Origin of the sequence: Chryseobacterium gotjawalense, assembly GCF_030012525.1 — a bacterium.
Classification (GTDB): domain Bacteria; phylum Bacteroidota; class Bacteroidia; order Flavobacteriales; family Weeksellaceae; genus Kaistella; species Kaistella gotjawalense.
The window spans coordinates 1,260,365-1,287,149 of sequence record NZ_CP124855.1 but is presented as its reverse complement, the minus strand read 5'-3'; the positions used below and the strand labels follow the sequence as shown (position 1 = coordinate 1,287,149).

Here is a 26,785-nt window from a genome sequence, read left to right as displayed (position 1 = left end):
TAAGGTTAACAGGAGAATCTATAGATATAGTGATCACCGAATCTACCGTCTGGATTTTTTAAAATAGTTTTTTATTGAGATCGGCAGCGGTAAACTTACTTATGATTTTGAATGTCATTAAAAATACGTTCTGCATTTTCTTTTGTAAAGAGTCCTGTTCCTTCTGCCATTGTAGCAGCCGATCCACATGCTATCCCCATCGAAATCATTTTTTTATGGTCTCCTCCGTTGATCAGGACAGACAACATCCCGGCAACCATACTGTCCCCGGCACCCACCGTACTTTTCACTTTTACCGCAGGAGCTGCAACTTGAATCTTTTCATTTTCTGAGAATAAAACAGCTCCTTTAGAACCTAGTGACACAACAACTATTTTAGCTTTTCCCTGCGAAATTATAAGTTGTGCGGCATGCTCTATCTCCCTGTCTTCCAGCTTTTCTTTTCCGACAAAAGCACTCAGTTCCCGTACGCTGGGCTTGATTAAAAATACGCCTGCTTCTATCGCTATTTTGAGCGCTTCTCCTGAGGTGTCTACAATTACGTTACTGCCTTTGGCTTTGCATTTATCAACAAGTTGTCTCAAAAAAACTGGATCAACCCCCGGTGGAAGGCTGCCGCTAAACACTACAAAATCGGGACAGGGATTTATCCTGTCGACAAAATCTGTTATTTTTTTTTGTTCTTTCAAGGTAAGCTTCCCGCCGGGGAATATAAACCGATATTGTTCTTTGCTAAAGGTATCCATAACAGTAATGTTTTCTCTGGTTTCTGTGGAAATATCAAGTGGGAATGTATGGAGTTTCTCGGCCTGGAGTATTTCTTCCAACAACTGGCCGGTTCTTCCGCCAGAGGTGAAGAAAACATCAGAGGAAATTCCCAATCTTGCTAATGCTCTGGAAACATTGATGCCGCCACCTCCTGCCTCATGTTTAGGGGGTTTGCACCGTAGTTTCAATCCTGGTACTATGTTTTGTACGCTGCTGCTTTTGTCAATTGACGGATTCAAAGTAATGGTTAGAACAGATTTTTTCATTGTTGTTTTTTATTAATGTCATCATAAAACAGGTGTTTTTCTATATGCATAGCCGTTTTTAAACATACTTTAATTTTCATTGGGGTCAAATTTGCAAATTACAGGCTCACCAAATAATGAATTTGGTCACGGAAAATAATGAGATAGCGGGTTGTGCCCCCTTTGTAATAGTTGAAACAGTATGAATGATGAATTTATAAAAATAATTCTTTCTTAAAAAATTTAAAAATTGACCAGTATCAGATTTCATAATGATGAAGATCATTTTACTTATGAGGTGGTTTATGGAACTTTGAGTCTCTTTAAATAATGAAAGGATTATCATCTAATCTTATAAAAATCAAATAAGTGTTTAACAGAAAACGAGAGGATTGCAGATATGCTGCATCTATTTTTATCAAAGACGGCATTCTATAAGCAAATTTAAAATTCCCAAATTAAGATTTAAAATTAATATGAAAACAAATGCAGAATTACAACAGGACGTGTTGGATGCAATCAAATGGGAGCCATTATTACATGCAGCGGAAATTGGAGTAACCGCGAAAGACGGTGTAGTTTCTTTGATAGGTGTAGTTGACAGCTATGCAAAAAAGAAAGAAGCAGAAGCCGCTGCTAAAAGAGTGAGTGGCGTAAGAGCTTTGGTTGAAAATATTGAGGTGAAAATTCCCAGTGCCTGGTCAAAAACCGATGTGCAAGTCGCTAATGAGGTTTTAGCAGCTTTGAAAGCGGATTGGTCAGTTCCAAATGATAAAGTATCCGTAAAAGTAGAGGACGGCTGGGTGACTTTAGAGGGCGAGTTGCCCTGGAATTTCGAGAAAGAAGCCGCTGGCAATGCAGTGAAATATCTTACGGGAGTAAAAGGAGTCATCAATAATATAAAAATTAAATCCGAGGTACACGATAAAATTGAACAGAAAACCATTAAAAATGCCCTTCGAAGAAGTGCAATTGACGATAGTGAAATCGAGGTTTCAGTTTCAGGTACAACTGCTACGCTCACAGGAGTCGTTAATTCCTGGTATGCCAAAGAGGAAGCAAGCCGTATTGCCTGGAAAACACCCGGGATTTGGCATGTAAAAAATGACCTTGCAGTTGGTTACGAATATGCCTATTAACTACTGATAATAAGTTTTTTATTGACATAACCGCAAACACAGATGTGCCATATAACTGTTGGTTCAGCCCGCATAGGAAAAACTACCGCAGTTTTTCCGTTTTGAGTACAGCAAGGAAATAATAACGTGATTACCCTTTCATATTGATACGGTTGAGTGACAGAAGGCAGATGATGAGAAAAAAATAGAAAGATAAAAATAATGATTCCCATAATAGTAAATTGTACGAACAAAATACATCAATACTATGTCGGTCAAACATAATCTTCAGTCCACAACCAGAAAAATCAAAGAATTCTTTGGGCTTTTGGGTCCTGGGGTCACTACCGGTGCGGCTGATGATGACCCTTCCGGTATCGCCACCTATTCGCAAACCGGTGCACAATTTGGCTACGGGCAGTTGTGGACCGCGCTGTACATGCTGCCCTTTATGACGGCTGTGCAGGAAGCCTGTGCGAGGATAGGGATGGTTACCGGCAAAGGACTTACTGCTGTTATCAAAGATCATTATAATAAAAAGGTACTGTATGCTTCTGTGGGGCTGGTTGTTATTGCCAACACCATTAATATAGGTGCGGATATCGGTGCAATGGCCGCCGCTGCACAGCTGCTTGTTCCTGTTCACTTTGTCGTACTTACGGTATGCTTTACCATCCTTATCCTATTGTTAGAGATCTTTATGAGTTACCGGGTCTATTCAAAGGTACTTAAATGGCTGGCTTTATCACTGCTGGCCTATCCTCTCACCGCATTTATTATCGATCAGCCCTGGACAGAAGTGTTAAAAGCATCTGTTGTTCCTCATTTTGAGTTTTCTTTTAGTTTTCTGTTCATCATCACCGGGGTGTTTGGTACTACCATTACCCCATATATGTTCTTCTGGCAGGCTTCTCAAGAGGTAGAGGAGGAAAAGGAAAAAGGGCTCATACAGGATGGTAAACCCAGAATCAGATGGGTGCATATCCACGCTATGAGAAAAGACAATAACATTGGGATGATCATCTCTGAATTCACTACCTGGTGTATCATACTGGTCGGCGGGACTGTACTTCATAAGAGTGGCGTTACCGACATCGGAACTGCCGCCGATGCAGCCAGAGCTCTGGAGCCTCTGGTGAACTCATTCCCGAATTCGGGACTTCTGTCCAAGATGATATTTGCTATAGGGATTATTGGTCTCGGTATGCTTGCAGTACCCGTACTTTCGGGTTCAGCATCATACGCCGTATCCGAAGTCTTTAATTGGGATGCGAGTTTAGGACTCAAATTCAAAAAAGCAAAAGGCTTTTATATGGTCATTATCATATCAACGCTCATCGGTCTGGCGATGAATTTTATTGGCATCGACCCGGTAAAAGCTCTTGTTTATACCGCTGTACTCAATGGAGTAGCCGCAGTACCGCTGCTGTTTCTTATCGTACGGATATCCGCAAGTGAACAGATTATGGGTGATTTCAAAAGTGGATGGCTTTCCAAAGGATTGTTATGGGCGACCTTTATCGTCATGGCCGCAGCATCTATTGCCATGTTCGCTGCTTTTTAACATCAAAAGAAGTTGATGTAAATAGAAGTAAAATGTCAAAAAGTACATGAGTCTTAACCCAAACTTCTGTAATAACTCAGATCATTTTTAAAAAAAATAATAATTAAAAAAAATAGATTTTTAAAACAATTATAATACACGTTTTAAAGGTATTTTACACCCGAAAGCTTCATGTCTGCATCAAAATGGTAGATTCTGGGTACCCCTGTGGGAATATTTACCGCACAAATATCCTGCGGACTGATATTTTCCAGATGCATCATTAAAGCGCGCAAGCTGTTACCATGAGCCACAATCAGAACATTTTTGCCCATTTTTAACTGCGCAGCGATTACATTTTCATAATAAGGAATAACACGTTTACCGGTATCTGCGAGACTTTCGCCGTCAGGTGGGCGGATATCAAAACTTCTCCTCCAGATTTCGACCTGTTCCACGCCATATTTCTGCGCCGTTTCTGCTTTATTGAGTCCTTGTAAGCTGCCATACATCCTTTCATTCAGGGCACTGTTTTTTACGATGGGGATTTTCAAATGAATTTCATGGAGGATAATGTCCAGACTCTCCCAAGCTCTGACCAGCATGGAAGTGTATGCGATATCAAAGACATAACCCCTGAGTTTCGCTCCTGCACTTTTTGCCTCCTGCCGGCCAAGAGGGGTCAAACCAATGTCGAGGGTTCCGGTGAAACGGTTCTCAAAATTGTATAAAGATTGCCCGTGTCGTACGAAGATTAATAAAGCCATTTCATCATTTTAAAGAACGGTTTAGTACAATTACAACCTGCTGAAATCAACCGAAAATTTACGGTGAACAGCGCTCAAGTTGATCTTAGCACTCATAAAAGAGTTGAAAACTTTATTCCTATAAATCATTTTTAACCGGATCGCTTATTATAATTTAATATCGCCCATCCATTAAAAAAAACGGCAAAGCCGATTAAAGCCAATATCTGGTATTTGATATCTGCCAGTCCGCTGCCTTTTAACATGACCATACGCATTACTTCGATAAAATAAGATACCGGATTAAATTTCGTAATAATCTGTGCCCAGTGCGGCATACTTTCGATGGGAGTGTACAGTCCGCTCAACAGGTTAAAAACCATTGTGACAAAAAAAGACACCAGCATCGACTGCTGCTGTGTTTGGGCATAGGTGGAAAGCAATAAACCCAGTCCGAGTATCGCCAGGAGGTAAATGGTTGCAAACATATAAATGGTACTGTAATGTCCCAGTGGCACTATTCCGTACACGAATCTGGCGATGAGGAGTCCCATGGTCAACACGATGATTGCCAGCATCCAAAACGGAATGAGTTTACCCAAAATAAACTGTATTTTCCTGATGGGACTTACATTGATCTGTTCCAGGGTACCCATTTCTTTTTCCCTGACGATATTGTTTGAAGCAAAGGACGAACCGATCATCGTTATGAGCATGACCAGGATTCCGGGAACCATAAAAACACGGTAGTTCATATTGGGATTGTACCAGTCGGCTGAAACGATTTCGATAGTCGGCTGTGGGTTAAACCGCTGGTCCCGTAACCATTGTAAGCGGATTTCCTGATTGTAATCCTGTATGATCTGTTGTATATAAGCGCCTCCCAATCCGGCTTTAACGCCATTTACAGCATCTACCGCAACGAAAAGGGTAGCCTGATCTTCTTTGATGAGGTCTTTTTCAAAATGGGCCGGAATTTCCAGAATAAGATCGGTTCTATCTGATTCAATGGCTTTCATTCCTTGCTGAAAACTGGGGCTGTAATCTTTCAGACGGAAATATCCGGAAGATATTACTTTATTGACAAGCTTCCGCGAGTATTCAGAATGGTCACGATCAACCACGCCCAGATTTATGTTTTTGATCTCATAGTCGGCGGCAAGGGGTAAAATAAGCAATTGTACCATCGGCATTACAAACAATATTCTTATAATGGCCGGGTCCCGGAAGATCTGTAACAGTTCTTTCCACAACAAAAACTTCATCATTCTCATGTCAGCCTGATTTTAAATTTATAAATACTTGCAGCAAGTAATATCGCCGTCATGGCAATTAAAACCAAGGTTTCCTTCCAGACTGCTGCAAAACCAAGTCCTTTAATCATGACATCTTTTACGATGATGAAATACCATTTTGCCGGAACCAAATTGGAGATGACCTGCAAAGGAACCGGCATATTTTCAATAGGAAACATAAAACCGCTGAACAGCAGGGTAGGCAGGAATAAGCTCATCATTGAAGTAAACATCGCCGTTTGCTGGGTTTTGGCGGTATTGGAAATTAATATTCCCACCGAAAGAGAGGTAACGGTGAATAAAATGCTCTCAGCGATTAATAAGCCCAGGTTTCCGGTGATGGGCACTTCCAGGGCGTAAACGCTGAGCAAAAGAATGCTGGCGATATTGACCATCGAAACCAGAAGATAAGGAATCGTTTTGGCAATGATGATCCGAAAGGGTTTTAAAGGAGACACCAAAATGACTTGCATCGTGCCCATTTCCTTCTCCCTGACAATCGAGATGGAGGTCATCATGGCGCATACCAGCATCAATACGAGGGCCATGACTCCGGGGACAAAATTGTAAGCTCCTTTCAGTTCCGGGTTGTAAAGCATTCTCCGTTGGGTATGGATGGTGTATGGCATTTCCTGATCAGGATTGATCGTCTGCTGATAATCCTTAATTATTGAAGTGGCGTAATTGGTGAGGGTATTTGCGGTATTGGGATCAGAAGCGTCGGCTATGAGCTGTATCTGCGCCTGATTGCTGTGCAGGAGATCATATCTGAATTTTGCCGGAAATACAATGGCCACCCTCATTTCATCCTTACGGAAAGCAGCTTCGATATCTTTATAGGAATAAAGGTTCCTGGCCAGATCGAAATATCTGCTGGCGGCTATTTCATTGGAGATCACCATGGTGGCTTCGTCTTTGGACTGATCGAAAATTGCGATTTTAGAGTTTTTAACCTCAGTAGTAAGGGCAAAGCCATACAGAACAATCTGGATAATTGGCATAAAGAGAAGAATGAACAGCGTTCTGCGGTCTCTCCAGATGTGGAGCCATTCCTTTTTCACAAAAATTAAAAACTGTTTCATTTTTTTAGGATTTAATTTTCTGTCCGTACCGCTTTTCTTGCCAGCTGTAAAAAGACACTGTCCATCGATGATGCCGAATACTGTTTCATAAGATTTTCAGGGGTGTCGAGTGCATCAATCCTTCCATCCACCATAATAGAAACCCGGTTGCAGTATTCTGCTTCATCCATATAATGGGTTGTGACAAAGATGGTAATGCCTTTTGCCGAAGCTTCATAAATCAGATTCCAGAATTCCCGTCTTGTAATGGGATCGACACCTCCTGTGGGTTCATCCAAAAAAACGATGGCGGGATCATGAATGATGGCAATCGAAAAAGCCAGTTTTTGACGCCACCCAAGAGGCAAAGCCTTTACCAGTGTTTTTTTCTGGCCCACGATGTGCAGTTGCTCCAGCAGGAAGACTGTTTTTTCCTTAATCAGTTTATCAGTTAAGCCGTAGATGCCGGCATAAAACCGGATGTTTTCTCTAATGGTCAGGTCTTCATAAAGAGAGAACTTCTGACTCATATAACCGATGTTTTTTTTAATCTGCTCGTTTTGTTTGTAAACATCAAAGCCGGCGACGGTAGCCAATCCCGAAGTGGGCAGAGACAAGCCGCACAGCATGCGCATTGCTGTAGTTTTACCGGCTCCATTGGCTCCTATAAAACCGAAAATCTCTCCTTTTCTCACGTCAAAAGAAATTTTATCGACTGCGGTAAAATTACCAAACTGTTTGGTGAGCTCTTTGGCTGTTATTACTTTTTCTGTTTCCATGATTACTCCTGCATTAAGGCCATAAAACAATCTTCGACACTGGGTTCAATTAATTTAATTTCGCTCTGGCTGTATTTCCCCTGCGCTATAATCTGTTCCAATTGGGCTTTACTGTTTTCCTCTGTTTTAAAAACAACGTGATGCACCTGCCCAAAAGGATAGCAACTTGCTATCGACGCATTTTTTTTAATGTCATTCATCAGGCGGAACATATCGTCGGCTTTTACAGACCATAACTGTTTTTTAAATTCAGTGACAATACCTTTTGGGGTATTCACTGACAACAGCTTTCCTTTCTGGATCAGCGCCACTCTGTCGCAAAGGCTGGCCTCGTCCATATATGGGGTGGAAACCAGTATTGCGATGCCCTGATTTTTGAGCCTATAAAGCATTTCCCAGAACTCTTTACGCGATACCGCATCGACCCCCGTTGTAGGTTCATCGAGAAACAACACAGATGGTTTATGAATCAGTGCGCAGCAAAGTGCCAGCTTTTGCTTCATTCCCCCGGATAGTTGTCCCGCTTTCCGTGTTTTAAAAGGTTCGATCTGCCGGTAAATCTCCTTGATCATGTCATAATTCTGTTCAATAGTGGTATTAAAAATAGTGGCAAAAAACTCCAGATTTTCCTGAACCGACAAATCTTGGTACAAGGAAAATTTTCCGGGCATATACCCGATGCTGCTGCGTATCTGTTTGTAATCTTTTATCACATCAAAACCATCTATTGAAGCACTTCCTCTGTCAGCCAACGCCAGGGTTGTCAGAATATGGAATAGAGACGTTTTTCCGGCACCATCGGGACCGATAAGACCGAATATTTCCCCTTTTTCCACAGCGAAAGAGATTCCTTTTAAGGCCGAAATGACCTCCTTTTTCACCCGATAGGTTTTTGTAATATTTTCAATGATTATGGATGGGCTCATTTCATTAAAATTTTACATTACCATACATTCCGATTTTCAAATAACCATCGTTCTTTACGTGAATCTTAACTGCATAAACAAGATTAGCCCGTTCTTCTTTGGTCTGAATGGTTTTGGGGGTAAATTCTGCTTTATCAGAGATCCAGATAATGGTACCGGTGTATGTTCTGTAAGAGGTAGGACTGCTGTCTACCAGTACTTTTACCTGTTGGTTCAGTTTTATTTGTGCCAGTTGTGTTTCTGTAATATAGGCCCGTAAGGTAATTACAGATAAATCACCGATTTTATACACAGGTTTTCCTATGGCGGTCATTTCGCCAGCCATTGCATATTTTATGAGTACGGTGCCATTTATTGGATTGATGATGTTTGTTCTTTTGAGCTGATCATTAATTTGTGCGACCGATTTTTTTAGGGGCTTAAACTCACTCAGTACCGAACTGTTTTGGACTGCTGTCGCGGTCTCCTGCACTTTTATCTGTTGTTCATTCACGGTGATCTGTTTTTGCAGTACATCGATTGCGTTATTCCAGTCATCCAGTTGTTTGCCGGTAGCTGCGTCTGCTTTTAATAATCTTTCGGTACGGTTCTTTTCATGGATGGCATTTGCGAGCTGAACTTTTTGTACCGCAATTTGATCTTTGAGCATTTTAACCTGAGGTCTTACGTCCATTGTTTTTTGATGCAGTGCAGCCATTGTCGCCTCCACCTGTGCTTTTTGTAAATTAAGAGGGATAGAGTCGATCACGCCTACGACGCTCCCTTTTTTAAGCAATGAGCCTTCCTCCACATTTAGGGATATGATCTTACCCGGAACTTCCGAAGACACGATGACCTCATCTACCTCAAATGTACCTTCGGCATCATACAATGCATTATTCGAATTGCATCCCGTGACAGCAAGACCCAGTATAACGGTGTATAAAAAGCTCCTGATTTTCATTATTGATTGTTTAGCGTTTGAATGTTCCCTGTGGTATTTTGATAATTATACTGCTCCTGTAAAAGCTGTATTTCATGAAGGATACGGGTTTGGCGGGCTTTGTTCTCTGCATTTACTTCATTGATGTAATCGTGAGCACTTAAAACTCCGTTTTCCAACTGTGCGGCCGCTGCCTTTTTTACAGATTCGAGCAAAGCAATGATGGCGTCATCTTTTTTAAAAAGTTCTGCATATTTTTCGATGCTGGAGCGTTGTTGTTTTTGGGAAATTTTGGTGTTGAAAATAAAAGTTTCCTTTTGTATATCAAGTGTTTCTTTGTTTAAAGCGAATATTTTCTTTTGATTTTTTAGGGTATATAAACTTTCCAGATTCCAATTTAATTTGAGTCCGCCAATGTAATACCAGGAAAAATTGTTGCTCAGTGGGTTGAGTCCCGGCCGCGCATATCCGCCCTGAACAAAAAAGCCAAGTCTCGGCCGAAGCTGTATTTTTAAAAGTTGTTCCTGCAGGTCATCTATTTTTTTCTGCGCCTCATAAAATAAAATTTCCGGCCGGTTGATCTCTGCTGAAATGATGGGAGAATCAGGTTTTTCAAGAATTGAGTTTTCATCAAGAGGAACATTGATGAACAAACTCAGCATATCCAGGTATGCTTTTTTTGTGGCATTTAATTCTATCTGAGATTGTTCCGCCTGTAACAGTTGGGCGGTAAGTTCATCCACATTGCTTCTGTATGCGAGACCGTTTGCAACCAAAGCTTTTGCCTTGTCGATTCCATTCTGAATATCAGATTTCAATAAATCGTTTATTTTTAACTGTTCATCAATGATTACAGCTCCAAAAAACAACTGATTAATACGGCCATATAAAGTATATAATTCAATTTTGAGATTTTGCTGCTGAACGGTTTCGTTGGCTTTTGCAGTTTTTTTTTGATTGGATATGCGCCCGCCATCATAGATCAACTGGTTTATTTCACCGTAAATTTTATATTGATCCTTACTGTAATTGGGTAATGTAAAAAGAGGGTTGTTCACCGGAAAATCAGTCACCGTAGACTGGTAAGTAGCTTGCCCGTTAATGGATAAAGTAGGCAGATATCCTTTGGACGCATTTTCAACTGAATATTCGGCTGTTTTAGCAATCAATTGCGCCTGTTGGATGAGCGGATAATTTTTGTAGGCCAACTCGTAAGCTGATTCGATGTCAACTTTTGCAGGCTCCTGTGTATAGATATTATATCTGCCAAAAATTATTAAAATAGCGGTAATGGTTGCCATTGTAAATTTCCTTCTTAGCGAATTTGTTGGTTTTATCATAATGCAATTCCTATTGAAATGTTGGCAGGTAAATGTTTCTATGGAGTTTATCGATGCAAGTGAATCCTGCTGTTGGCTGTTTCGGCTCTATTTATCAATCATTGGTAGCTTTATAATTTTCGCTTCTTTTTTATACTCCATATCCACAGGCAGAAGTATTGCGCGTCCGTTTATTTTTAAATTAAATTTCGGATTTATTAAGCCTGTACAGTTATATATTTATAAAAATAAATTATACATATAACAGATTAGCAGTCCATTATAACAATATTCCGTAACAAAAGTAAAGCTGTAATTTTGCACCTGGAGGAAACAGAGAAAAATGACCAAAGGGAATTTATGGTGTACATCCAGGCGAAGAGCGTTGCGGGCAGGTGCGAAATCTAATCGTCACGCGACAGAATTCACTTGGTATTATTTCGCATCCAAACTGAAAGCAATAATTGGGGTTTCCCAGCGGTAAAACAGTACTATTCTGTGTTTTAAAGCGGTTTTTAATTGTTTGAAGTATTGGTCTTTCAAAAGAAAATTATCAATGGGAGCGGCAAAAAATAAACTTTCATCTTAAAAACTTTTATTACTTAAAATTAAGCATTATTTTTGGGTTAATATTATGATTTTAAACAGCCTATTTACCCATCAGCGAACCGGAAACCATCCCGCAACTTCGGCTTCGCGAACCGATTTTCAGAGAGATTTTGACCGTATTATTTTTTCTGCCTCGTTCAGAAGACTGCAGAATAAAACGCAGGTTTTTCCACTTCCAGGAAGCGTATTTGTTCACAACCGTTTGACGCATTCTCTCGAAGTTTCTTCTGTTGGTCGAAGTTTAGGAAGTGCTGTCGGAGATTTTATTTTCAATAATTATAAAAACGATCTCGATGAAAACGCACAGAATTTTTATCAGCACAATTTACATAATGTCATCGCTGCGGCCTGTCTGTGTCATGATGTAGGGAATCCAGCCTTCGGACATTCCGGCGAAGACGCCATTGCCAGTTATTTTGAGAAAAATGAAAACGATTTAAAAGGGAAATTCAACGAAAAAGAATGGGCAGATCTGGTGAATTTCGAAGGGAACGCCAATGCCATCAGAGTTTTAACACATCAACAAAACGGGAAAGATGAAGGCGGAACACAGTTAACCTATACCACGTTGGCAAGTATTGCAAAATATCCGTGTGAAGCGATTGCCAAGAAAAAAGGGATCATTCACCGCAAGAAATTCGGTTTTTTTCAAAATGAAAAAGAAACGTTTCTGAACATTGCAAAATCGGTTCATCTGCATCAGGAAAGTGAGGAGCCAACTATTTTCAAAAGACATCCTTTTGTGTGGCTGGTCGAAGCCGCAGACGATATTTGCTATAATATCATCGATATGGAAGATGCGCACCGGTTGGGAATTGTTTCTACTTCTGACTGCGAAAATCTGTTCCTTGAACTGATTAAATCCGAAAATGGAAATACCAAAAGAGTAGAAGATAAATTAGCGATTTTGACGAACGCCAACGAGCGAATTTCTTATTTAAGAGCAAAAGTAATCAATGCATTAATTAATAAATCGATTCAGGTTTACCAGGAACGTTTTCTGGATATTTTACATGGGACATTAGACAAAGCGCTGCTCGATATTTATAAAATCGATAATCCGTCTTTACAGGAAATCGAAAACTTCTCCATTGAAAAAATTTACAATCACAAAAATGTTATCGAAATAGAAAATGCCGGTTATAACGTGATGTACGAATTGCTGAATCATTTTATTCCACCGATTTTAACAGAGAAATCCCAGCGGAAATCTTACGATATAATGGCTTTGAAACTTTTGCCCAAACAGTTTCTTTATGAAGATGGAACTGATTACCAAAAAGTTCTCGGTGTAATTGATTTTGTTTCCGGAATGACCGATAATTTCGCGACTGATTTATATAGAAAAATTAAAGGAATTGATATCGGAATGACGATGTAAATTCGGTAATTTTAATTATCTTTATCCAAAATCAAAACGATTTAATAAAAACCATTAAAAAAATTCCAATGACTTATTTAGGATTTATTATCTTTTTCGCCCTTGTTGTTTTATTTGCCTCATTTTTTACGGTGAAGCAGGCAACCGCTGCAATTGTAGAGCGCTTAGGGAAATTTCATATCGTGCGCCAATCCGGTTTGCATTTGAAGATTCCGTTCATCGATCAGGTTGCCAAAAGAATGAACTTGAGAATTCAGCAGTTAGATGTAATTATTGACACCAAAACTTTAGACAATGTTTTCATCAGGATGAAAGTTTCTGTGCAGTATCAAGTAATTGCCTCACAGGTTGCCGATTCTTTTTACCGGTTAGAAAACCCGGAAAACCAAATCACCTCTTACGTTTTTGACGTGGTAAGAGCGGAAGTTCCAAAGTTAAAACTGGATGATGTATTCGTAAGAAAAGACGACGTTGCAATCGCGGTGAAAGGAGAACTTCAGGAAGCAATGCAAAGTTATGGTTATGACATCATCAAAGCATTGGTAACCGATATCGATCCGGATGAACAGGTGAAACATGCGATGAACAGAATTAATGCTGCAGAACGTGAAAAAACGGCCGCAGAATACGAATCTGAAGCACAGAAAATTAGAATTGTTGCCGTAGCGAAAGCAGAAGCAGAATCTAAAAAATTACAAGGTCAAGGTATTGCCGATCAGCGAAGAGAAATTGCCGCCGGTTTGGTAGAATCGGTGAAAATGCTGAACGAAGCGAATATTAATGCACAGGAAGCTTCTGCATTAATCGTGGTAACACAGCATTATGATACGCTTCAGGCAATTGGTTCCACGAACAAAAGCAGCTTAGTATTGTTGCCGAATTCGCCAAATTCCGCAAGTACTTTATTAAATGATTTAATGGTTTCTATGGCTGCTACCCAGCAAATGGAACATATTAAAGAATAAGTTATTTTCTGTATTTATAAAATTAAAACCAACTTTTCGGAGTTGGTTTTTTTTGGCGGAAATTTTGAAAAATGAGTTATTTTACAGCATGACATATTTATTTTAAAAAGTATTTTCGATTTAAAAAAAAGATTAATACTTTTGAAAAAAAAATATATGAAAAAAATCAATTTTCTTGGCCTTGTAGCGCTGTTCTTTATCCTGGTTTCCTGTGTCACCAATGTACCGATGAATGCTGAATACTTTCAGAAACCTTCAAAAGTTGGTGTTTTTGTAAATGTCAATGATCCCCAAAAATTTAGAGAAGGATCGCAAGGATTATTAGATTTGGCGGTAACTTCCGGAGATAAGTACCAGCCTCTTTTAGATCATGTTAATAAAGAGATTAAATTTAAAAATGAACTGATCGGCATTTACTCCGAAACTTTAAAAACGAGAGGAAAGGAAGTGGTCGTTATCGATGAAAAATTTGATCCCAAAACAGCTGAGAAATTTAAAGGAAATAAAGAAGAATCTAAAAAATATTACAATTATGATATGAGATATCTTAAGGAAAAATATGGGGTTGATGATGTCGTTTTTGTTAATGTAAATTGGGGAGCGATGATTAGTTATTACAGTATGGTGGAAACCGGCAGAGCAGGATATGCTTATGTTTCTAACCGGGTAATCAGTTTAAAAGACAATTCTCTTTATTTTGCGAATGATAATCCACAAACTGAAATTATAAAAGGAAAATGGAATACCGCACCTGATTTTGAAAACGCAAAAGGCAGAATTGAACAGGCGGTGAAAAAAGCGATTGACGTTGAAAGAAATGTCTTTAAATAATTAAATTTTTATAACAGAATTGAAAAGCCCGAATCATTTTCGGGCTTTTCTGTTATCGTTTTTATTTTAATTCTTTATAAGTTGAGTAAACTTAACGGAGGAATCATCTTTCACTTTAATCGTAAGTAATTCATTTTTATTTAAAACATTTTTAAGTATTTTTGCATGACTTATGATTAACAGCGACCAAATAAAAGACGTTCAATCCAGAATCGGCGAATTGTATAAATATCTGCAAATCGACCGAAAAAAAATTGAAATTGCAAACGACGAAGAAAAAACGGTGTCACCAGAATTTTGGGATCGTCCGAAAGAAGCTGAAGTTTTTATGAAGCAGCTGCGGTCCAAGAAAAAATGGGTCAACGATTACGAAGAAATTTTCGCGCGCTTTGAAGATATTCAGGTATTGATGGAATTTGCCAAAGAAGATCCGGATTCCGAAAAAGAACTGAATGAATCTTTCCCGGTCCTTGTAAAGAAAATTGAAGATTTAGAATTCAAGAATATGCTTTCTAATGAAGGCGATGAACTCTCTGCCGTTCTGCAGATTACGGCAGGAGCAGGTGGTACAGAAAGTTGCGATTGGGCTTCGATGCTGATGAGGATGTATACCATGTGGGCAGAGAATCAGGGTTATAAAATCCGTGAACTGAATTATCAGGAAGGCGAGGTTGCCGGTGTGAAAACGGTGACTTTAGAAATCGATGGTGAATTTGCTTTTGGATATTTAAGAGGAGAAAATGGTGTTCACCGTTTGGTGAGGATTTCACCTTTTGATTCCAATGCGAAACGGCATACCAGTTTTGTGTCGGTTTACGTGTATCCTTTGGTTGATGATACCATTGAAATTAATATTAATCCGGCTGATATTTCCTTTGAAACCATGCGTTCCAGTGGCGCAGGCGGGCAAAATGTAAATAAAGTGGAAACCGCAGTCCGGCTGCGTCACGCGCCAACCGGAATTATTATCGAGAATTCAGAATCCCGTTCCCAGCTTCAAAATAAAGAAAAAGCAATGCAGTTATTGCGTTCCCGTTTATATGAAATGGAACTCGAAGAGCGCATGAAAGCAAGAACAGAAATTGAAGCCGGAAAGATGAAAATCGAGTGGGGAAGCCAGATCAGGAATTATGTGATGCATCCTTACAAGTTGGTGAAAGATGTGCGTTCCGGCTACGAAACTTCAGATGTAGATGGCGTGATGAATGGTGATTTAACTCCTTTTCTAAAGGCATTCCTGATGGCCGATGGAACGGCTGCGCAGGAGGATGATTTTTTAATCTAAACTTTAAGAAACTTTAACAGATACTTAATATCGACAGACGCTCTCTTTTATTATCTTTGCAAATATGGAACATTTCGAAAGTTGGAAGGATCTTTTAAATCCTGAATTTTATATAAAGATGGGTGGTTTTTGGCTCATCTTATTTATTATCTTCGCAGAGACCGGTTTGTTTGTAGGGTTTTTTCTCCCTGGTGACAGTTTGCTTTTTGTATCAGGCATCTATGCGGTAGAAATTATTAAAGAAACTTTCGGTGGTACTGGAAGTAATTTATTGGATACTACCATTTTGGCAACTGCAGTAGCAATTGCTGCCGTAATTGGTAATGAAATTGGGTACTGGTTTGGTCTTAAAGCCGGACCGGCTCTTTACAAAAAAGAAGATTCATTCTTTTTCAAAAAAAAATACCTTTTTCAGGCACACGATTTTTTTGAGCAACATGGCGCTTTGGCAGTGATTATGGCGAGATTCTTACCCATCGTAAGAACATTTGCGCCGATTGTGGCCGGCATTGTGAAAATGGATAAAACCCGGTTTTTAATCGATAATATCATTGGTGCTTTTTTGTGGTCATTCTCTTTGATTTTCGCGGGACATTATTTAGATGCCTTGTTCAAAAACCAGTTTGATATTGATTTGAAAGCACATTTAGAAATGATCATCATCATTATTGTTTTGGTTACGACCGTTCCAATTATCATTAAATTTTTCTTCGGAAAAAAGAAAGAAGAAGTAAAACAAGACATCGATATTTCTGAATAAAGATCTTTTCTTTTAAAATATAAAAGCAGCATTTTTCACAATGCTGCTTTTTTTTTGTTGTAAAATCCGGAATAAAGTAATGATGATTACTTTATCTGGTCCTTTATTCTTTCGGTCAGCATGGTGATAATTCTTTTGTTATACTCTTTGCTTTCCAAAGTATACGACTCCAGTTCTGAAAGGGTCAGCATACCAATCGTTATTCCGATGAAGATATTTTTCAGAACGCTGTCTTTCTGTAAACTCTGTTCGATGAAAGTTCTCTTTTTTGCTGCGGATAAAGAATTGAAATCTGGATTTTGGCGGGCACAGTACGTTGAAAATAATTTCAGATAGAGTTCGTTCTGTAATTTCAAAACCGGTCGCAAGGATTGATTCTGAAATTGCTCAATTGCGGAACCCATTTCTAAAACAGGAATTTCTAAAGTTTCCCTTAAATCAAGTTTGGTGATCATTTAATTTTTTCTTTGCCGTAAATGTAAAGTTTTTGAATTTAAACAGGGATTAATTTCACCACATTACTTTTTTTAATGATTGAATAAATTACCATCTCCACCAATGTTTACTTTATTGGATTTTTATCGTTTTTAAAGCCCAAAAGCAAGAGAAGTTCTTGCTTTTGGGGTACTATAAATCCGTAATTAACAGGAGTGGTAAAGATTGAAGTTTACCTTTTCTTTGATTTAATATAAAGAAATCCTAATGCAATACCGGCTGCCATCATCATAACGGTTTTTGTTTTTCGTGAAGGAACAGGAATCGCCAGTTCACCGTAAATCCTCATTGGATCTTTTGATTGATAATTGACGTTTCCGTCGGTATTGGTATCTGCGTCCGGTTTCATTGCCAATCTTAAAACGGCCGATGCAGTGTTGATAATTGTTTTCGGAAATAAACCGTAAAGAACTTTCATCACGTGGGCATAGCCATCTGTGATAATGCTTTTCTTCGGATTTTTTGCAGCCTCAACCATTTTTGCAGCCAATTCACGCGGGTCGCTGGAAAAAGGTGGAATTTTAAAATCCAGACCCGAATATTTTGCGGAGTGCATATTTCCTGTTGATCTTTGAATTCCGGGATAAAGTCCGACAATATGGATATTCGGTTCATCTGAAACCTCGCCCTGCAGACCTTCTACCATTCCGCGGATACCAAATTTGGTGCTCGAATAGGCCGTTGAATAAGGAGCCGGCATCCATCCGCCGATTGAAATATTGTTAATTAAAATTCCTTCTTTCTGCTTTTTAAAAATAGGAAGAACGGTATGAGCACCGTGTAAAAATCCTAATAAATTGGTTTTTACCAGCTGATCCATCGTTTCAACCGGGATTTCCTCAAATTTACCACTTGCCATTACACCGGCGTTATTTATCCAGATATCAATCCGACCATTAAATTGCAGTGCCTGTTCTGCCAGATGCTGAACTTGCTGCGCATCGGAAACATCCGTCTGAACGCCCAGCGCAACTACTTCTAAATCGTGACACAAGGCGACAGTTTCATCTAATCCTTCCCGGCCTCTGGCGGCAACCACCACATTGCAGCCTTCCAGCGCAAATGCTTCTGCAGCGGCTTTTCCAACGCCACTTGTTCCTCCGGTGATGACGACTGTTTTTCCACGTAATTCCCCGTGGTTTATTTCTTTATTTTCCATAATAGTAAATTGTAATGTTAGATTGATGCTGAGATACTATCAATTATTATGCAATTGATTTCTAAAATTCAATTAATGCCTTCTTTAAGAAGGTCACGGACTTGCTGTGAAAATTAAATGGTCTTTATTTTAATAATCCTTTTTATGCTTTTTCAGTGTGCGTTTTGATATCATGGACTCAATGTTATCGAAAACTTTATCGCCGACAAAATACGCAGTCGCAAAGGTTTGGGAAGGAAGATTAAAAGTAGCGACAGCGAACTTCCAACTTTGTCTTCCAACTAAAAAAACTGATTGTTTGCTAAAAGGGATTGAAAATGTAGCAGAAAAATAGGTTTCATTCGACCGGAATTTGAAAATGAATGATTACATAAATAATATTGTTTCCTGAAAAACAATAGGGATTATGCATTTACATGTTTGAATTTTCATCGCTGTGTTAAGGCTTTCTGCCCCTTGGTTTGTGAAATTTTGAAAATCAATTGTTAAATAATCCTTAATTATATTGAAAATCATTATATTTGCCGACTATAATTTTAATGTTGTAAACTATTAACGATGCAAGGAAAAGGACTTATTAAGCTGGTTGCGATTATTCTGGGACTTATTTGTCTTAACGAATTGTTACCAACGTGGTATGCTGGTAAAGTTGAAAGACAGGCCACTGCTATTGCGGGAAACAACCCCGAAAAATATAACAAGGAGATGGCTCGTCTTTCTAAAGACACTCTGAATCTTGGATTTACAAAATTGTACTATTCAAGAGCAAAAGAAAGAGAAATGAAGTTGGGTCTGGATTTGAAAGGAGGAATCAACGTTCTTTTGGAAATCAATCAGAGAGATTTGGTTAACGATTTGACCCAATATTCTACGAATCCGATTCTTTTGGAAGCGTTGGACAGAACAGATAAAGACCAAAAAAATTCTACGAAAAACTATATCGAGAATTTCTTTACTGAATTTGCTAATGTAAATAAAGAGAAAGGAACCAACTTGAAATTGGCAGATCCGGAAATCTTTGGGAATACCAATCTTACAGAAATTAAATACAACTCATCTGATGATGAAGTAAAAAATATCGTCAGAAGAAAAATCAGCGCTTCTGAAGGTGCCGCTTACGAAGTGATCAGAACGCGTATCGATAAAATGGGAGTTACCCAGCCAAACGTGCAGCGTGTTCCTGGAACAGGTAGAATCTCAGTAGAAATGCCGGGAAGTAAAGATATCGACCGGGTAAAGAAAATGTTGGCGACTTCTGCGAAATTACAGTTCTGGGAAGTACAGACGGTGCAGGAAGTTATTCCTTACTTAGAACAATTGTCAACAATTGTTCCTTTGAAAGCTGATTCTATCGGTGTTGCAAAAAATACCAATTTAATGAATATGCTTCAGTTGAACTCTTTGAGATCAAGTGGAGTTGGTAACATTAAATTATCAGATACTGCGGCAGTTAATAAAATATTAAATTCGAAAGTAGCGAAAGACCTTCGTCCTGCGAATATTAAATATACCCAATTCATGTGGGGTTATAAGCCGGAATCTACCGACGCAAATAATTTAGTGCTTTACGCAATCCGTGGTAATATCAACCAGAAAGCGCCAGTTGATGGTGCAGTAGAATCTGCGAGAGTAAATTATGACGAAATGGGTAGAGTAGTTGTTGACATGCAGATGGACTCTAAAGGTTCTAAAGAATGGAAAGCAATGACTGCCAAAAACGTGAACAAATCGGTAGCGGTTACTTTGGATAATGTAGTTTATACTGCGCCAAATGTTGTCAATGAAATCCCGAACGGTAGAACACAGATTTCCGGAAACTTCTCACAGGAAGAAGCGCAGGATTTAGTAAATGTTTTGGGAGCAGGTAAACTTCCTGCAAGTGCTAAAATTGTACAGGCGGATGTGGTTGGACCATCATTAGGACAGCAGTCAATCGACGCTGGGATGTTTTCTTTCTTTATCGCATTTTTGCTAATTGTGGTCTACATCATTTTCTATTACGGTGGAGCCGGAGTTTATGCGGTTATCGCGATGATAATTAATTTATTCTACATCTTTGGAATCATGGATTCGGTGGATGCAACATTAACTTTGCCTGGTATTGCAGGTATCGTGCTCTCCATGGCGATGGCGGTGGATACCAACGTAATTATTTATGAAAGAACCAAAGAAGAACTCTTCGCCGGTAAAAATATTCTGCAGGCTTACAAAGACGGTTTCAAACACGCATTGTCATCGATTATCGACGGTCACTCGACTACGATTTTAACGGCAATTGTTTTGTATATTTTCGGAACAGGTCCCATCAAAGGATTTGCGGTAACATTGATTATTGGTATTCTGATGACCTTCTTTACTTCGGTATTGTTATCAAGAGTAATGATTTTTGCCAGATTGAACAAAGGAAAAGGATTGTCGGTTTGGACTCCTTTAACGAAAAACTTGTTCAGAAATGTCTGGATCGATTTTATCGGAAAAAGAAAATATGCCTACATGATTTCTGCATTCCTTACTGTGGGAAGTTTACTTTCAATCGCAGTAAATGGATTTAAATATGGGATCGACTTTACAGGGGGTAGAAACTATGTGGTTAAATTCGATAAACCAGTAGATGCAACAAAAACGGAAGAAGCTTTGACGAAAATGTTTGCTACCGAAGACGGGAAATTGTCTGCCGTAGAAGCAAAAACTTTGGGAAGTGGTAATCAGCTGAAGATCTCTACGGATTATTTAATTGATGATGAATCTTTGAAAGCCGATCAAACGATTGAGCAGAAATTGTATGAAGGCTTAAAACCAAACCTTCCTGCCAACATGACTTTACAGGATTTCAAAGCCGCCGATAAAGATCACGCAGGAATTGTTTCTTCGACCAAAGTGGGACCAACCGTCGCCGATGATATTAAAACAGGAGGAACTCTTGCAGTAATCGCGGCCTTAGCGGGAATCTTCCTATATATTTTGGTGCGGTTTACCAAATGGCAGTTCTCATTGGGAGCGGTCGCGGGACTTGCGCATGATGCCATTGTTATTCTCGGAGTATATTCGTTATTGCACAAATACATGCCATTTAATATGGAGATCAATCAGGATTTTATTGCTGCAATTCTTACCGTTTTAGGGTATTCCATCAATGATACCGTAATTGTATTTGACAGAATCCGGGAATATTTAAGAGAGAAAAAATCCACTACATTGGCAGGATTATTTGATGATTCTATTTCAAGTACTTTGGGTAGAACCTTCAATACTTCATTCACCACTTTATTGGTAATTTTAGCGATCTTCATTTTCGGTGGAGAAAACCTAAGAGGATTTATGTTTGCTCTATTGCTTGGGATTGGTTTCGGTACCTATTCATCAATCTTTATCTCATCAGCAATCGCCTACGATTTCTTGAAAGGAAAAGGAAAAGAAGAAACTCCACACGGAAAAACTTCGGTAGATGTAGAAGTTATCGATAAAAGAACTAAGAAATAACTTATTATAATAGAATTTTAAATGTCCTTCGAAAGAGGGACATTTTTTTTGTACAAAAAGGAATGATGTTTTTTTATTCGGATAGTCTTTTTGGCTTTCAACTCATGTTTTGATTTGGTCTGGGTCTTTTAAACCAGACTGGCAGTTTACTGATCTTAAAAAAGGTGTATCTTTATTTCATCTTATTATTAAAAATCAATGATTATGAAAAATACGGATCGTACTTTTTTTGATGGATTATATGGAAAAAACTCTATTGAATTTGTAAAAGGTCTGGTTTTTATATATCCCTTTGGAGTTATTGGAAAAGAAAACAACAATAACGTAAAGCCACATATTCATAATAACCAGTTTCAAATTTTTTTAATTACCCAGGGCAGTACCGTATTACTTCATAATGACGAAAGGATTCCTGTGTCTGCACCTTCCTTTATAACCATTCCTAAAAATACCGAACACGGTTTTGAACATCAAACGGAAATGAAAGGCTGGATCATCAGTTTATCAGATGCGGTATTAGAGCACATGATTAAGAGAGAAACGGAAGCCGTGATTGCTATTGAAACTTTTCAGCTGACCGAAGTAATAAAGGATAGCTTTTCAGAAATCGTTTATAAAAATATGCTCGAGTGTGTAGATGAATATCATCAGGATAACATCGGTAAATTGTTGATGCTTGACAGCATGATCGGAAAAATTATAGTACAATTAAGTAGAATTCCTAAAAGCACGCCGCTTAGAATTTTCGACAAAGACAATTCCTCCATTATTTATTTCAGAAGGTTTTCACAACTCATTCGTGAAAGCCGTACCTACAAGAAATCGATTGAACAGTATGCTGCCGAACTTCATATAACCACCGGACGTTTAAACAGGGTTTGCAACATTATAGCCAGGCAGAATCCCAAAGAAGTGATCACGGACTACTTTATTAATGAATCAAAAGTGCTGCTGTCGGATATAGAAAAAAGTATCAATGAGATAGGGTACAGCATTGGTTTTGAAGACCCAAGTTATTTTTCCCGGATATTTAAAAAGAAGACGGGATTTACTCCCAATGAATTCAGAAAAACCATCGGAGGTATATCTTAATTAGCATTTATGAACTATTTGTCATAGTAATAAATTAAAAGTCCTATTCCTGAAACATACTTTCAAGGTAATTTTGTTATTAAGTAAGCGAGTGCTTACTAACGTGATGAAACACTTACTATTACAAGAAATTATGTCAGCCATTAAAATTACCGGAATTGAGACATTTATTGTTGATTTGCCCACTATAAGACCCCATCATCTTTCGATGACGGTCATGAGAAAACAGTCGTTGGTGATCATCAGACTTTTTTCTTCGGACGGAATTGAAGGGATCGGAGAAGCCACAACCATCGGTGGAATTTCGTATGCCGATGAATTCCCAGAAGGCATAAAATTAGCCATCGATACTTATTTTACACCATTACTTTTAAATCAAGATCCAACAAGCGTCAATTTTTTGATGAAACTTCTTGATAAAAATATTTCAGGAAATAATTTCGCCAAATCAGGAATTGAAACCGCATTATTAGATGCTCATGCCAAAAGACTTGGAGTGCCTTTGCATCAACTGTTTGGCGGTGCTATTTCAAATACCCTTCCAGTTCTTTGGACTTTAGCCAGTGGTGATACTGATAAAGATATTGCCGAAGCTAAAAAATTAATTATTGATAATAAACACAATGTCTTTAAACTCAAAATTGGAACTAAGACCCCCAGCGAAGATATTAAACACGTTGCTGCCATAAAAAAAGCGTTAGGTGCCGATATAAAATTGACGGTAGATGTGAATCAGGCCTGGAGTGAACAGGTGGCTAAAAGAGCCATACAAAAACTCCAAGATGCTGGCGTTGACTTGATAGAGCAGCCTTTAGCTAAGCATAATTTTGAAGGAATGGCCAGATTAACTTCTTATTTTGAAGTTCCAATCATGGCAGATGAAGCCGCCGCCACCGTTCAGGATGCTTTTAAATTAGCTAAACTGAATGCTGCCAGTGTTTTTGCCCTCAAAATCTCCAAATCAGGTGGATTAACAAATATAGCAAAACAAGCTGCCATCGCGCAAGGAGCAGGAATTTCACTGTATGGTGGTACCATGCTCGAAGGAACCATTGGAACTGCCGCTTCGGCGCACATTTTTTCCACACTGCCTAACCTTGATTGGGGTACAGAACTTTTCGGGCCGCTTTTATTAACGGATGATATTGTTAAAAAACCAATTACCTATGAAAATTTCAGTCTTGAAATTCCTAAAGGAGTAGGACTCGGAATAGAATTAGATATGAATCAAGTTGAAAAATACAAAAGAAAATAATATGGTTTACGTAGTAGAAATGGATGTGAACATCCCAGAAACCTGGAGCGACGAAAAACTGGCCGACGTTATTGCCAGAGAAAAAGAGTGCTCTCAAAAATGGCAAAACTCCGGAAAATGGAAATATTTATGGCGAGTAGCAGGGAAGTTTTCTAACATCTCCGTTTTGGAAGTGGAAAGTCCCGAAGAACTGCATCAGATCATCAGCTCTTTGCCTTTGTTTCCTTACATGACGATAAAAGTAACGAGTGTCTGCAAGCATCCCAATGCCCTAAGAGAAACAATCTTATAATTCAAATTTTAAAAATCTTAACCGAAAATAATTAATATTATGAAAAGAATTGATCAAAAAAGAATTGACGAAACATTAGCGCTGATAAAATCTTCAGAAAAAGAGGGTGCGGGAAATGAAAGAATTAAAACCATTGTTAACCGTCTTCTTGAAGATTTGTTTAATGCAATGGCCGATTTAGACATTACCTCTGAAGAAATGTGGAAAGCTTGTGACTGGCTTACCCAAACAGGAAAAAATAATGAATACGGATTGGTATTTGCTGGTTTAGGTATTGAAAAATTCATGGATGTTCAAATGGATTGGGAAGACGAACAAGCGGGTATCGAAAACAAAACTCCTCGTACGATTGAAGGTCCTTTATACGTAGCCGGTTCTCCGGAATCTACTTCTTATGCAACATTAGAAACAGAACCGGAACCAAATGGAGAGCGTTTATTTATGAGCGGAGTTGTTCGTGATGAAAAAGGAAATCCTATTCCTAACGCAAAAGTCGAAATCTGGCATTGCAACCTGAAAGGACTGTATTCTCACTTTGATTCTTCACAACCGGAATTCAATTTACGTCGTGCAATCAATGTAGTTGAAGATGGAAAATACGAATTCAAATCTTTCGTTCCTGTTGGATATGCCTGTCCACCAAATGGTTCTACAGATACCCTGATGCAGTTATTAGGCCGTCACGGAGCACGTCCGGCACACATTCACTTTTTTGTTACCGCTCCGGGTTATAGAAAGTTGACCACTCAGATTAATATTGAAGGTGATCCATTAACATTTGATGATTTCGCATTCGCGACGCGTCCGGAATTGGTTCCTCATATCGAAAGAATCTCTGCTGAAGATGCGGCCAAGTACGGAAAAGATGAAGCTTTCGCGAAAATTAATTTCGACTTTAACATGGTTCATGAAATAGCAAATGCTGCTCCTGGCGAAAACCACAGATCACATGCTACTGCATAATTGTAAACATAGTTTAACAATACGGCCCAAAGGATTTGCATAAAGAAAAGCGACAAATCCAGATTTCAATAAGGTTATATACTGAAAATTTGAATTGTTATAATTCGAATAAGGAGTTTATGGTCTTGAAATTTAAAAATTTTAAATTATGAAAAAAGTAACTTCTGAATACCTGGACAGCCTGATCGTTCACGACAAAGAGCATGGTATTTACCGTCATAACAGGGAATCTTTTACAAACGAAGAATTGTTTGAGTTGGAAATGAAATATATTTTCGAGGGCAACTGGGTTTATCTTGCTCACGAATCTCAAATCCCCAACATAAACGATTATTATACCACTTCCATAGGAAGACAATCCGTAGTCATTACCAGAGACAAACAGGGAGAATTAAATGCTTTAATCAATTCTTGTACCCATAAAGGAGCCCAGTTGTGCCGTTATAAAAAAGGAAACAAGTCCACTTTTACCTGCCCGTTCCACGGCTGGACTTTTAGTAATGCTGGAAAATTATTAAAAGTAAAAGACGGAAAAACAGGCGGCTATCCAGAACAGTTCAATTGCGAAGGTTCTCATGATTTAGTAAAAGTGGCAAAGTTTGAGGCTTATAAAGGTTTCTTATTCGGATCGCTTAATCCCGATGTACTTTCTTTGGAAGAATATTTAGGGGATTCAAAAATTATTATCGACCACATTGTAGATCAGGCACCGGAAGGATTAGAAGTGTTAAATGGTTCGTCTTCTTATGTTTACAATGGAAACTGGAAACTGCAAATGGAAAATGGAGCAGATGGTTATCATGTTTCATCCGTGCATTGGAATTACGTTGCAACTATGGGCAGACGCGATTACGAAAAGGAAGGAACCAAGGCTGTAGACGCCAATAATTGGTCAAAATCTGTAGCCGGTGTTTATGGTTTCGAAAACGGTCATATTTTATTGTGGACCAATAAATTAAATCCGGAAGTCAGCCCAATCTATCAACAAAAAGAGCGTCTGATTGCCGATTTTGGGGAAGAAAAAGCAGGCTTTATGGTAAATATGACCCGTAATTTAGGATTGTATCCCAATGTGTTCTTAATGGATCAATTCTCTACTCAAATTAGAGTAATCAAACCCATTTCTGTTAATGAATCCGAAATTACAATTTACTGTTTTGCACCAAAGGGAGAAAGCACCGAAGAACGTGCTACGCGTATTCGTCAGTATGAAGACTTTTTTAATGTAACCGGGATGGGAACACCTGATGATTTAGAAGAATTTCGTTCGTGTCAAATTGCCTACCAATCTTCTGCTTTAAAATACAATGACATGAGTCGTGGTGCTACCCACTGGATTTACGGACAGGATGAACAAGCAAAAAAAATGGACATTCAACCAATAATCTCCGGAATCAAATCTGAAGATGAAGGTTTATTTATTACGCAACACGAATTCTGGAAAGATTCTTTAAAAGAAGGCCTTTCTAAAGAAAATCTAGCAGTTTAAAAAATAT

23 protein-coding genes are annotated in these 26,785 nt (G+C 38.7%); 13 read left to right on the top strand and 10 right to left on the bottom strand.

Annotation, left to right across the window (positions count from 1 at the left end):
- Positions 1–95 precede the first annotated feature (95 nt).
- On the bottom strand, positions 96–1,034 hold the full coding sequence (locus QGN23_RS05835) for a 1-phosphofructokinase family hexose kinase (RefSeq protein ID WP_282906058.1): 939 nt from the start codon (positions 1,032–1,034) through the stop codon (positions 96–98).
- Between the two features lie 455 nt (positions 1,035–1,489).
- Here QGN23_RS05835 and QGN23_RS05830 point away from each other — a divergent pair, with 455 nt between their 5' ends.
- Entirely contained in the window at positions 1,490–2,152 is a 663-nt protein-coding gene (locus tag QGN23_RS05830) for a BON domain-containing protein (RefSeq protein WP_282906057.1), read from the top strand.
- 247 nt (positions 2,153–2,399) lie between these two features.
- Positions 2,400–3,695: an NRAMP family divalent metal transporter gene (locus tag QGN23_RS05825; RefSeq protein ID WP_282906056.1), complete on the top strand. Its 1,296-nt coding sequence runs from the start codon at positions 2,400–2,402 to the stop codon at positions 3,693–3,695.
- Between the two features lie 143 nt (positions 3,696–3,838).
- On the opposite strand, the gene QGN23_RS05820 is transcribed toward QGN23_RS05825, so the two are convergent.
- The 7 genes from QGN23_RS05820 to QGN23_RS05790 form a co-directional block, all read right to left on the bottom strand.
- A complete protein-coding gene (locus QGN23_RS05820) occupies positions 3,839–4,441 on the bottom strand; it encodes a 2,3-bisphosphoglycerate-dependent phosphoglycerate mutase (RefSeq protein ID WP_282906055.1) in 603 nt (200 codons plus the stop codon).
- Between the two features lie 131 nt (positions 4,442–4,572).
- Positions 4,573–5,688, bottom strand: a complete 1,116-nt coding sequence (locus QGN23_RS05815) for an ABC transporter permease (protein ID WP_282906054.1) — start codon at positions 5,686–5,688, stop codon at positions 4,573–4,575.
- Positions 5,689–5,690: 2 nt separating this feature from the next.
- A complete protein-coding gene (locus QGN23_RS05810) occupies positions 5,691–6,797 on the bottom strand; it encodes an ABC transporter permease (RefSeq protein WP_282906053.1) in 1,107 nt (368 codons plus the stop codon).
- 11 nt (positions 6,798–6,808) lie between these two features.
- Positions 6,809–7,555 (bottom strand): ABC transporter ATP-binding protein, encoded by a 747-nt coding sequence (locus QGN23_RS05805; RefSeq protein ID WP_282906052.1) that lies wholly within the window; start codon positions 7,553–7,555, stop codon positions 6,809–6,811.
- A 2-nt stretch (positions 7,556–7,557) separates the two neighbouring features.
- A complete protein-coding gene (locus QGN23_RS05800; protein WP_282906051.1) occupies positions 7,558–8,481 on the bottom strand; it encodes an ABC transporter ATP-binding protein in 924 nt (307 codons plus the stop codon).
- Positions 8,482–8,485: 4 nt separating this feature from the next.
- A complete protein-coding gene (locus QGN23_RS05795; RefSeq protein WP_282906050.1) occupies positions 8,486–9,424 on the bottom strand; it encodes an HlyD family secretion protein in 939 nt (312 codons plus the stop codon).
- On the bottom strand, positions 9,424–10,704 hold the full coding sequence (locus QGN23_RS05790; protein ID WP_282906049.1) for a TolC family protein: 1,281 nt from the start codon (positions 10,702–10,704) through the stop codon (positions 9,424–9,426). The genes QGN23_RS05795 and QGN23_RS05790 overlap by 1 nt, the downstream gene beginning before the upstream one ends.
- 652 nt (positions 10,705–11,356) lie before the next feature.
- On the opposite strand from QGN23_RS05790, the gene dgt reads away from it, so the two are divergent.
- From dgt to QGN23_RS05765, 5 genes are all read left to right on the top strand, one after another.
- A complete protein-coding gene (dgt, locus tag QGN23_RS05785) occupies positions 11,357–12,712 on the top strand; it encodes a dGTP triphosphohydrolase (RefSeq protein WP_282906048.1) in 1,356 nt (451 codons plus the stop codon).
- A gap of 68 nt (positions 12,713–12,780) precedes the next feature.
- Positions 12,781–13,677 carry an SPFH domain-containing protein gene (locus QGN23_RS05780; RefSeq protein ID WP_282906047.1) on the top strand — a complete coding sequence of 299 codons (897 nt, stop codon included), beginning with the start codon at positions 12,781–12,783 and terminating at the stop codon, positions 13,675–13,677.
- A 156-nt stretch (positions 13,678–13,833) separates the two neighbouring features.
- Positions 13,834–14,508, top strand: a complete 675-nt coding sequence (locus QGN23_RS05775) for a hypothetical protein (protein WP_282906046.1) — start codon at positions 13,834–13,836, stop codon at positions 14,506–14,508.
- A 172-nt stretch (positions 14,509–14,680) separates the two neighbouring features.
- Complete coding sequence (prfB, locus tag QGN23_RS05770; RefSeq protein ID WP_282906045.1) at positions 14,681–15,793, top strand: peptide chain release factor 2; 1,113 nt, start codon at positions 14,681–14,683, stop codon at positions 15,791–15,793.
- 64 nt (positions 15,794–15,857) lie between these two features.
- Positions 15,858–16,553, top strand: a complete 696-nt coding sequence (locus QGN23_RS05765) for a DedA family protein (protein WP_282906044.1) — start codon at positions 15,858–15,860, stop codon at positions 16,551–16,553.
- An 86-nt stretch (positions 16,554–16,639) separates the two neighbouring features.
- On the opposite strand, the gene QGN23_RS05760 is transcribed toward QGN23_RS05765, so the two are convergent.
- Both QGN23_RS05760 and QGN23_RS05755 read right to left on the bottom strand, forming a co-directional pair.
- The gene (locus tag QGN23_RS05760; protein ID WP_282906043.1) at positions 16,640–17,008 is read right to left on the bottom strand and encodes a glyoxalase; all 369 of its coding nucleotides are present in this window, start codon (positions 17,006–17,008) and stop codon (positions 16,640–16,642) included.
- A gap of 212 nt (positions 17,009–17,220) precedes the next feature.
- Positions 17,221–18,207, bottom strand: a complete 987-nt coding sequence (locus QGN23_RS05755) for an SDR family NAD(P)-dependent oxidoreductase (protein WP_282906042.1) — start codon at positions 18,205–18,207, stop codon at positions 17,221–17,223.
- Between the two features lie 558 nt (positions 18,208–18,765).
- Between QGN23_RS05755 and secD the strand changes: the two genes are divergently transcribed.
- The 6 genes from secD (at position 18,766) to QGN23_RS05725 (ending at position 26,778) form a co-directional block, all read left to right on the top strand.
- Complete coding sequence (gene secD / locus QGN23_RS05750; protein WP_282906041.1) at positions 18,766–21,687, top strand: protein translocase subunit SecD; 2,922 nt, start codon at positions 18,766–18,768, stop codon at positions 21,685–21,687.
- A 204-nt stretch (positions 21,688–21,891) separates the two neighbouring features.
- Positions 21,892–22,779, top strand: a complete 888-nt coding sequence (locus QGN23_RS05745; RefSeq protein WP_282906040.1) for an AraC family transcriptional regulator — start codon at positions 21,892–21,894, stop codon at positions 22,777–22,779.
- A 73-nt stretch (positions 22,780–22,852) separates the two neighbouring features.
- Positions 22,853–24,034, top strand: a complete 1,182-nt coding sequence (locus QGN23_RS05740) for a muconate cycloisomerase family protein (RefSeq protein WP_282906039.1) — start codon at positions 22,853–22,855, stop codon at positions 24,032–24,034.
- Between the two features lies 1 nt (position 24,035).
- Entirely contained in the window at positions 24,036–24,326 is a 291-nt protein-coding gene (locus tag QGN23_RS05735; protein WP_282906038.1) for a muconolactone Delta-isomerase family protein, read from the top strand.
- A 39-nt stretch (positions 24,327–24,365) separates the two neighbouring features.
- A complete protein-coding gene (gene catA, locus QGN23_RS05730; RefSeq protein ID WP_282906037.1) occupies positions 24,366–25,289 on the top strand; it encodes a catechol 1,2-dioxygenase in 924 nt (307 codons plus the stop codon).
- Between the two features lie 148 nt (positions 25,290–25,437).
- Complete coding sequence (locus tag QGN23_RS05725) at positions 25,438–26,778, top strand: Rieske 2Fe-2S domain-containing protein (protein ID WP_282906036.1); 1,341 nt, start codon at positions 25,438–25,440, stop codon at positions 26,776–26,778.
- Positions 26,779–26,785 lie beyond the last annotated feature (7 nt).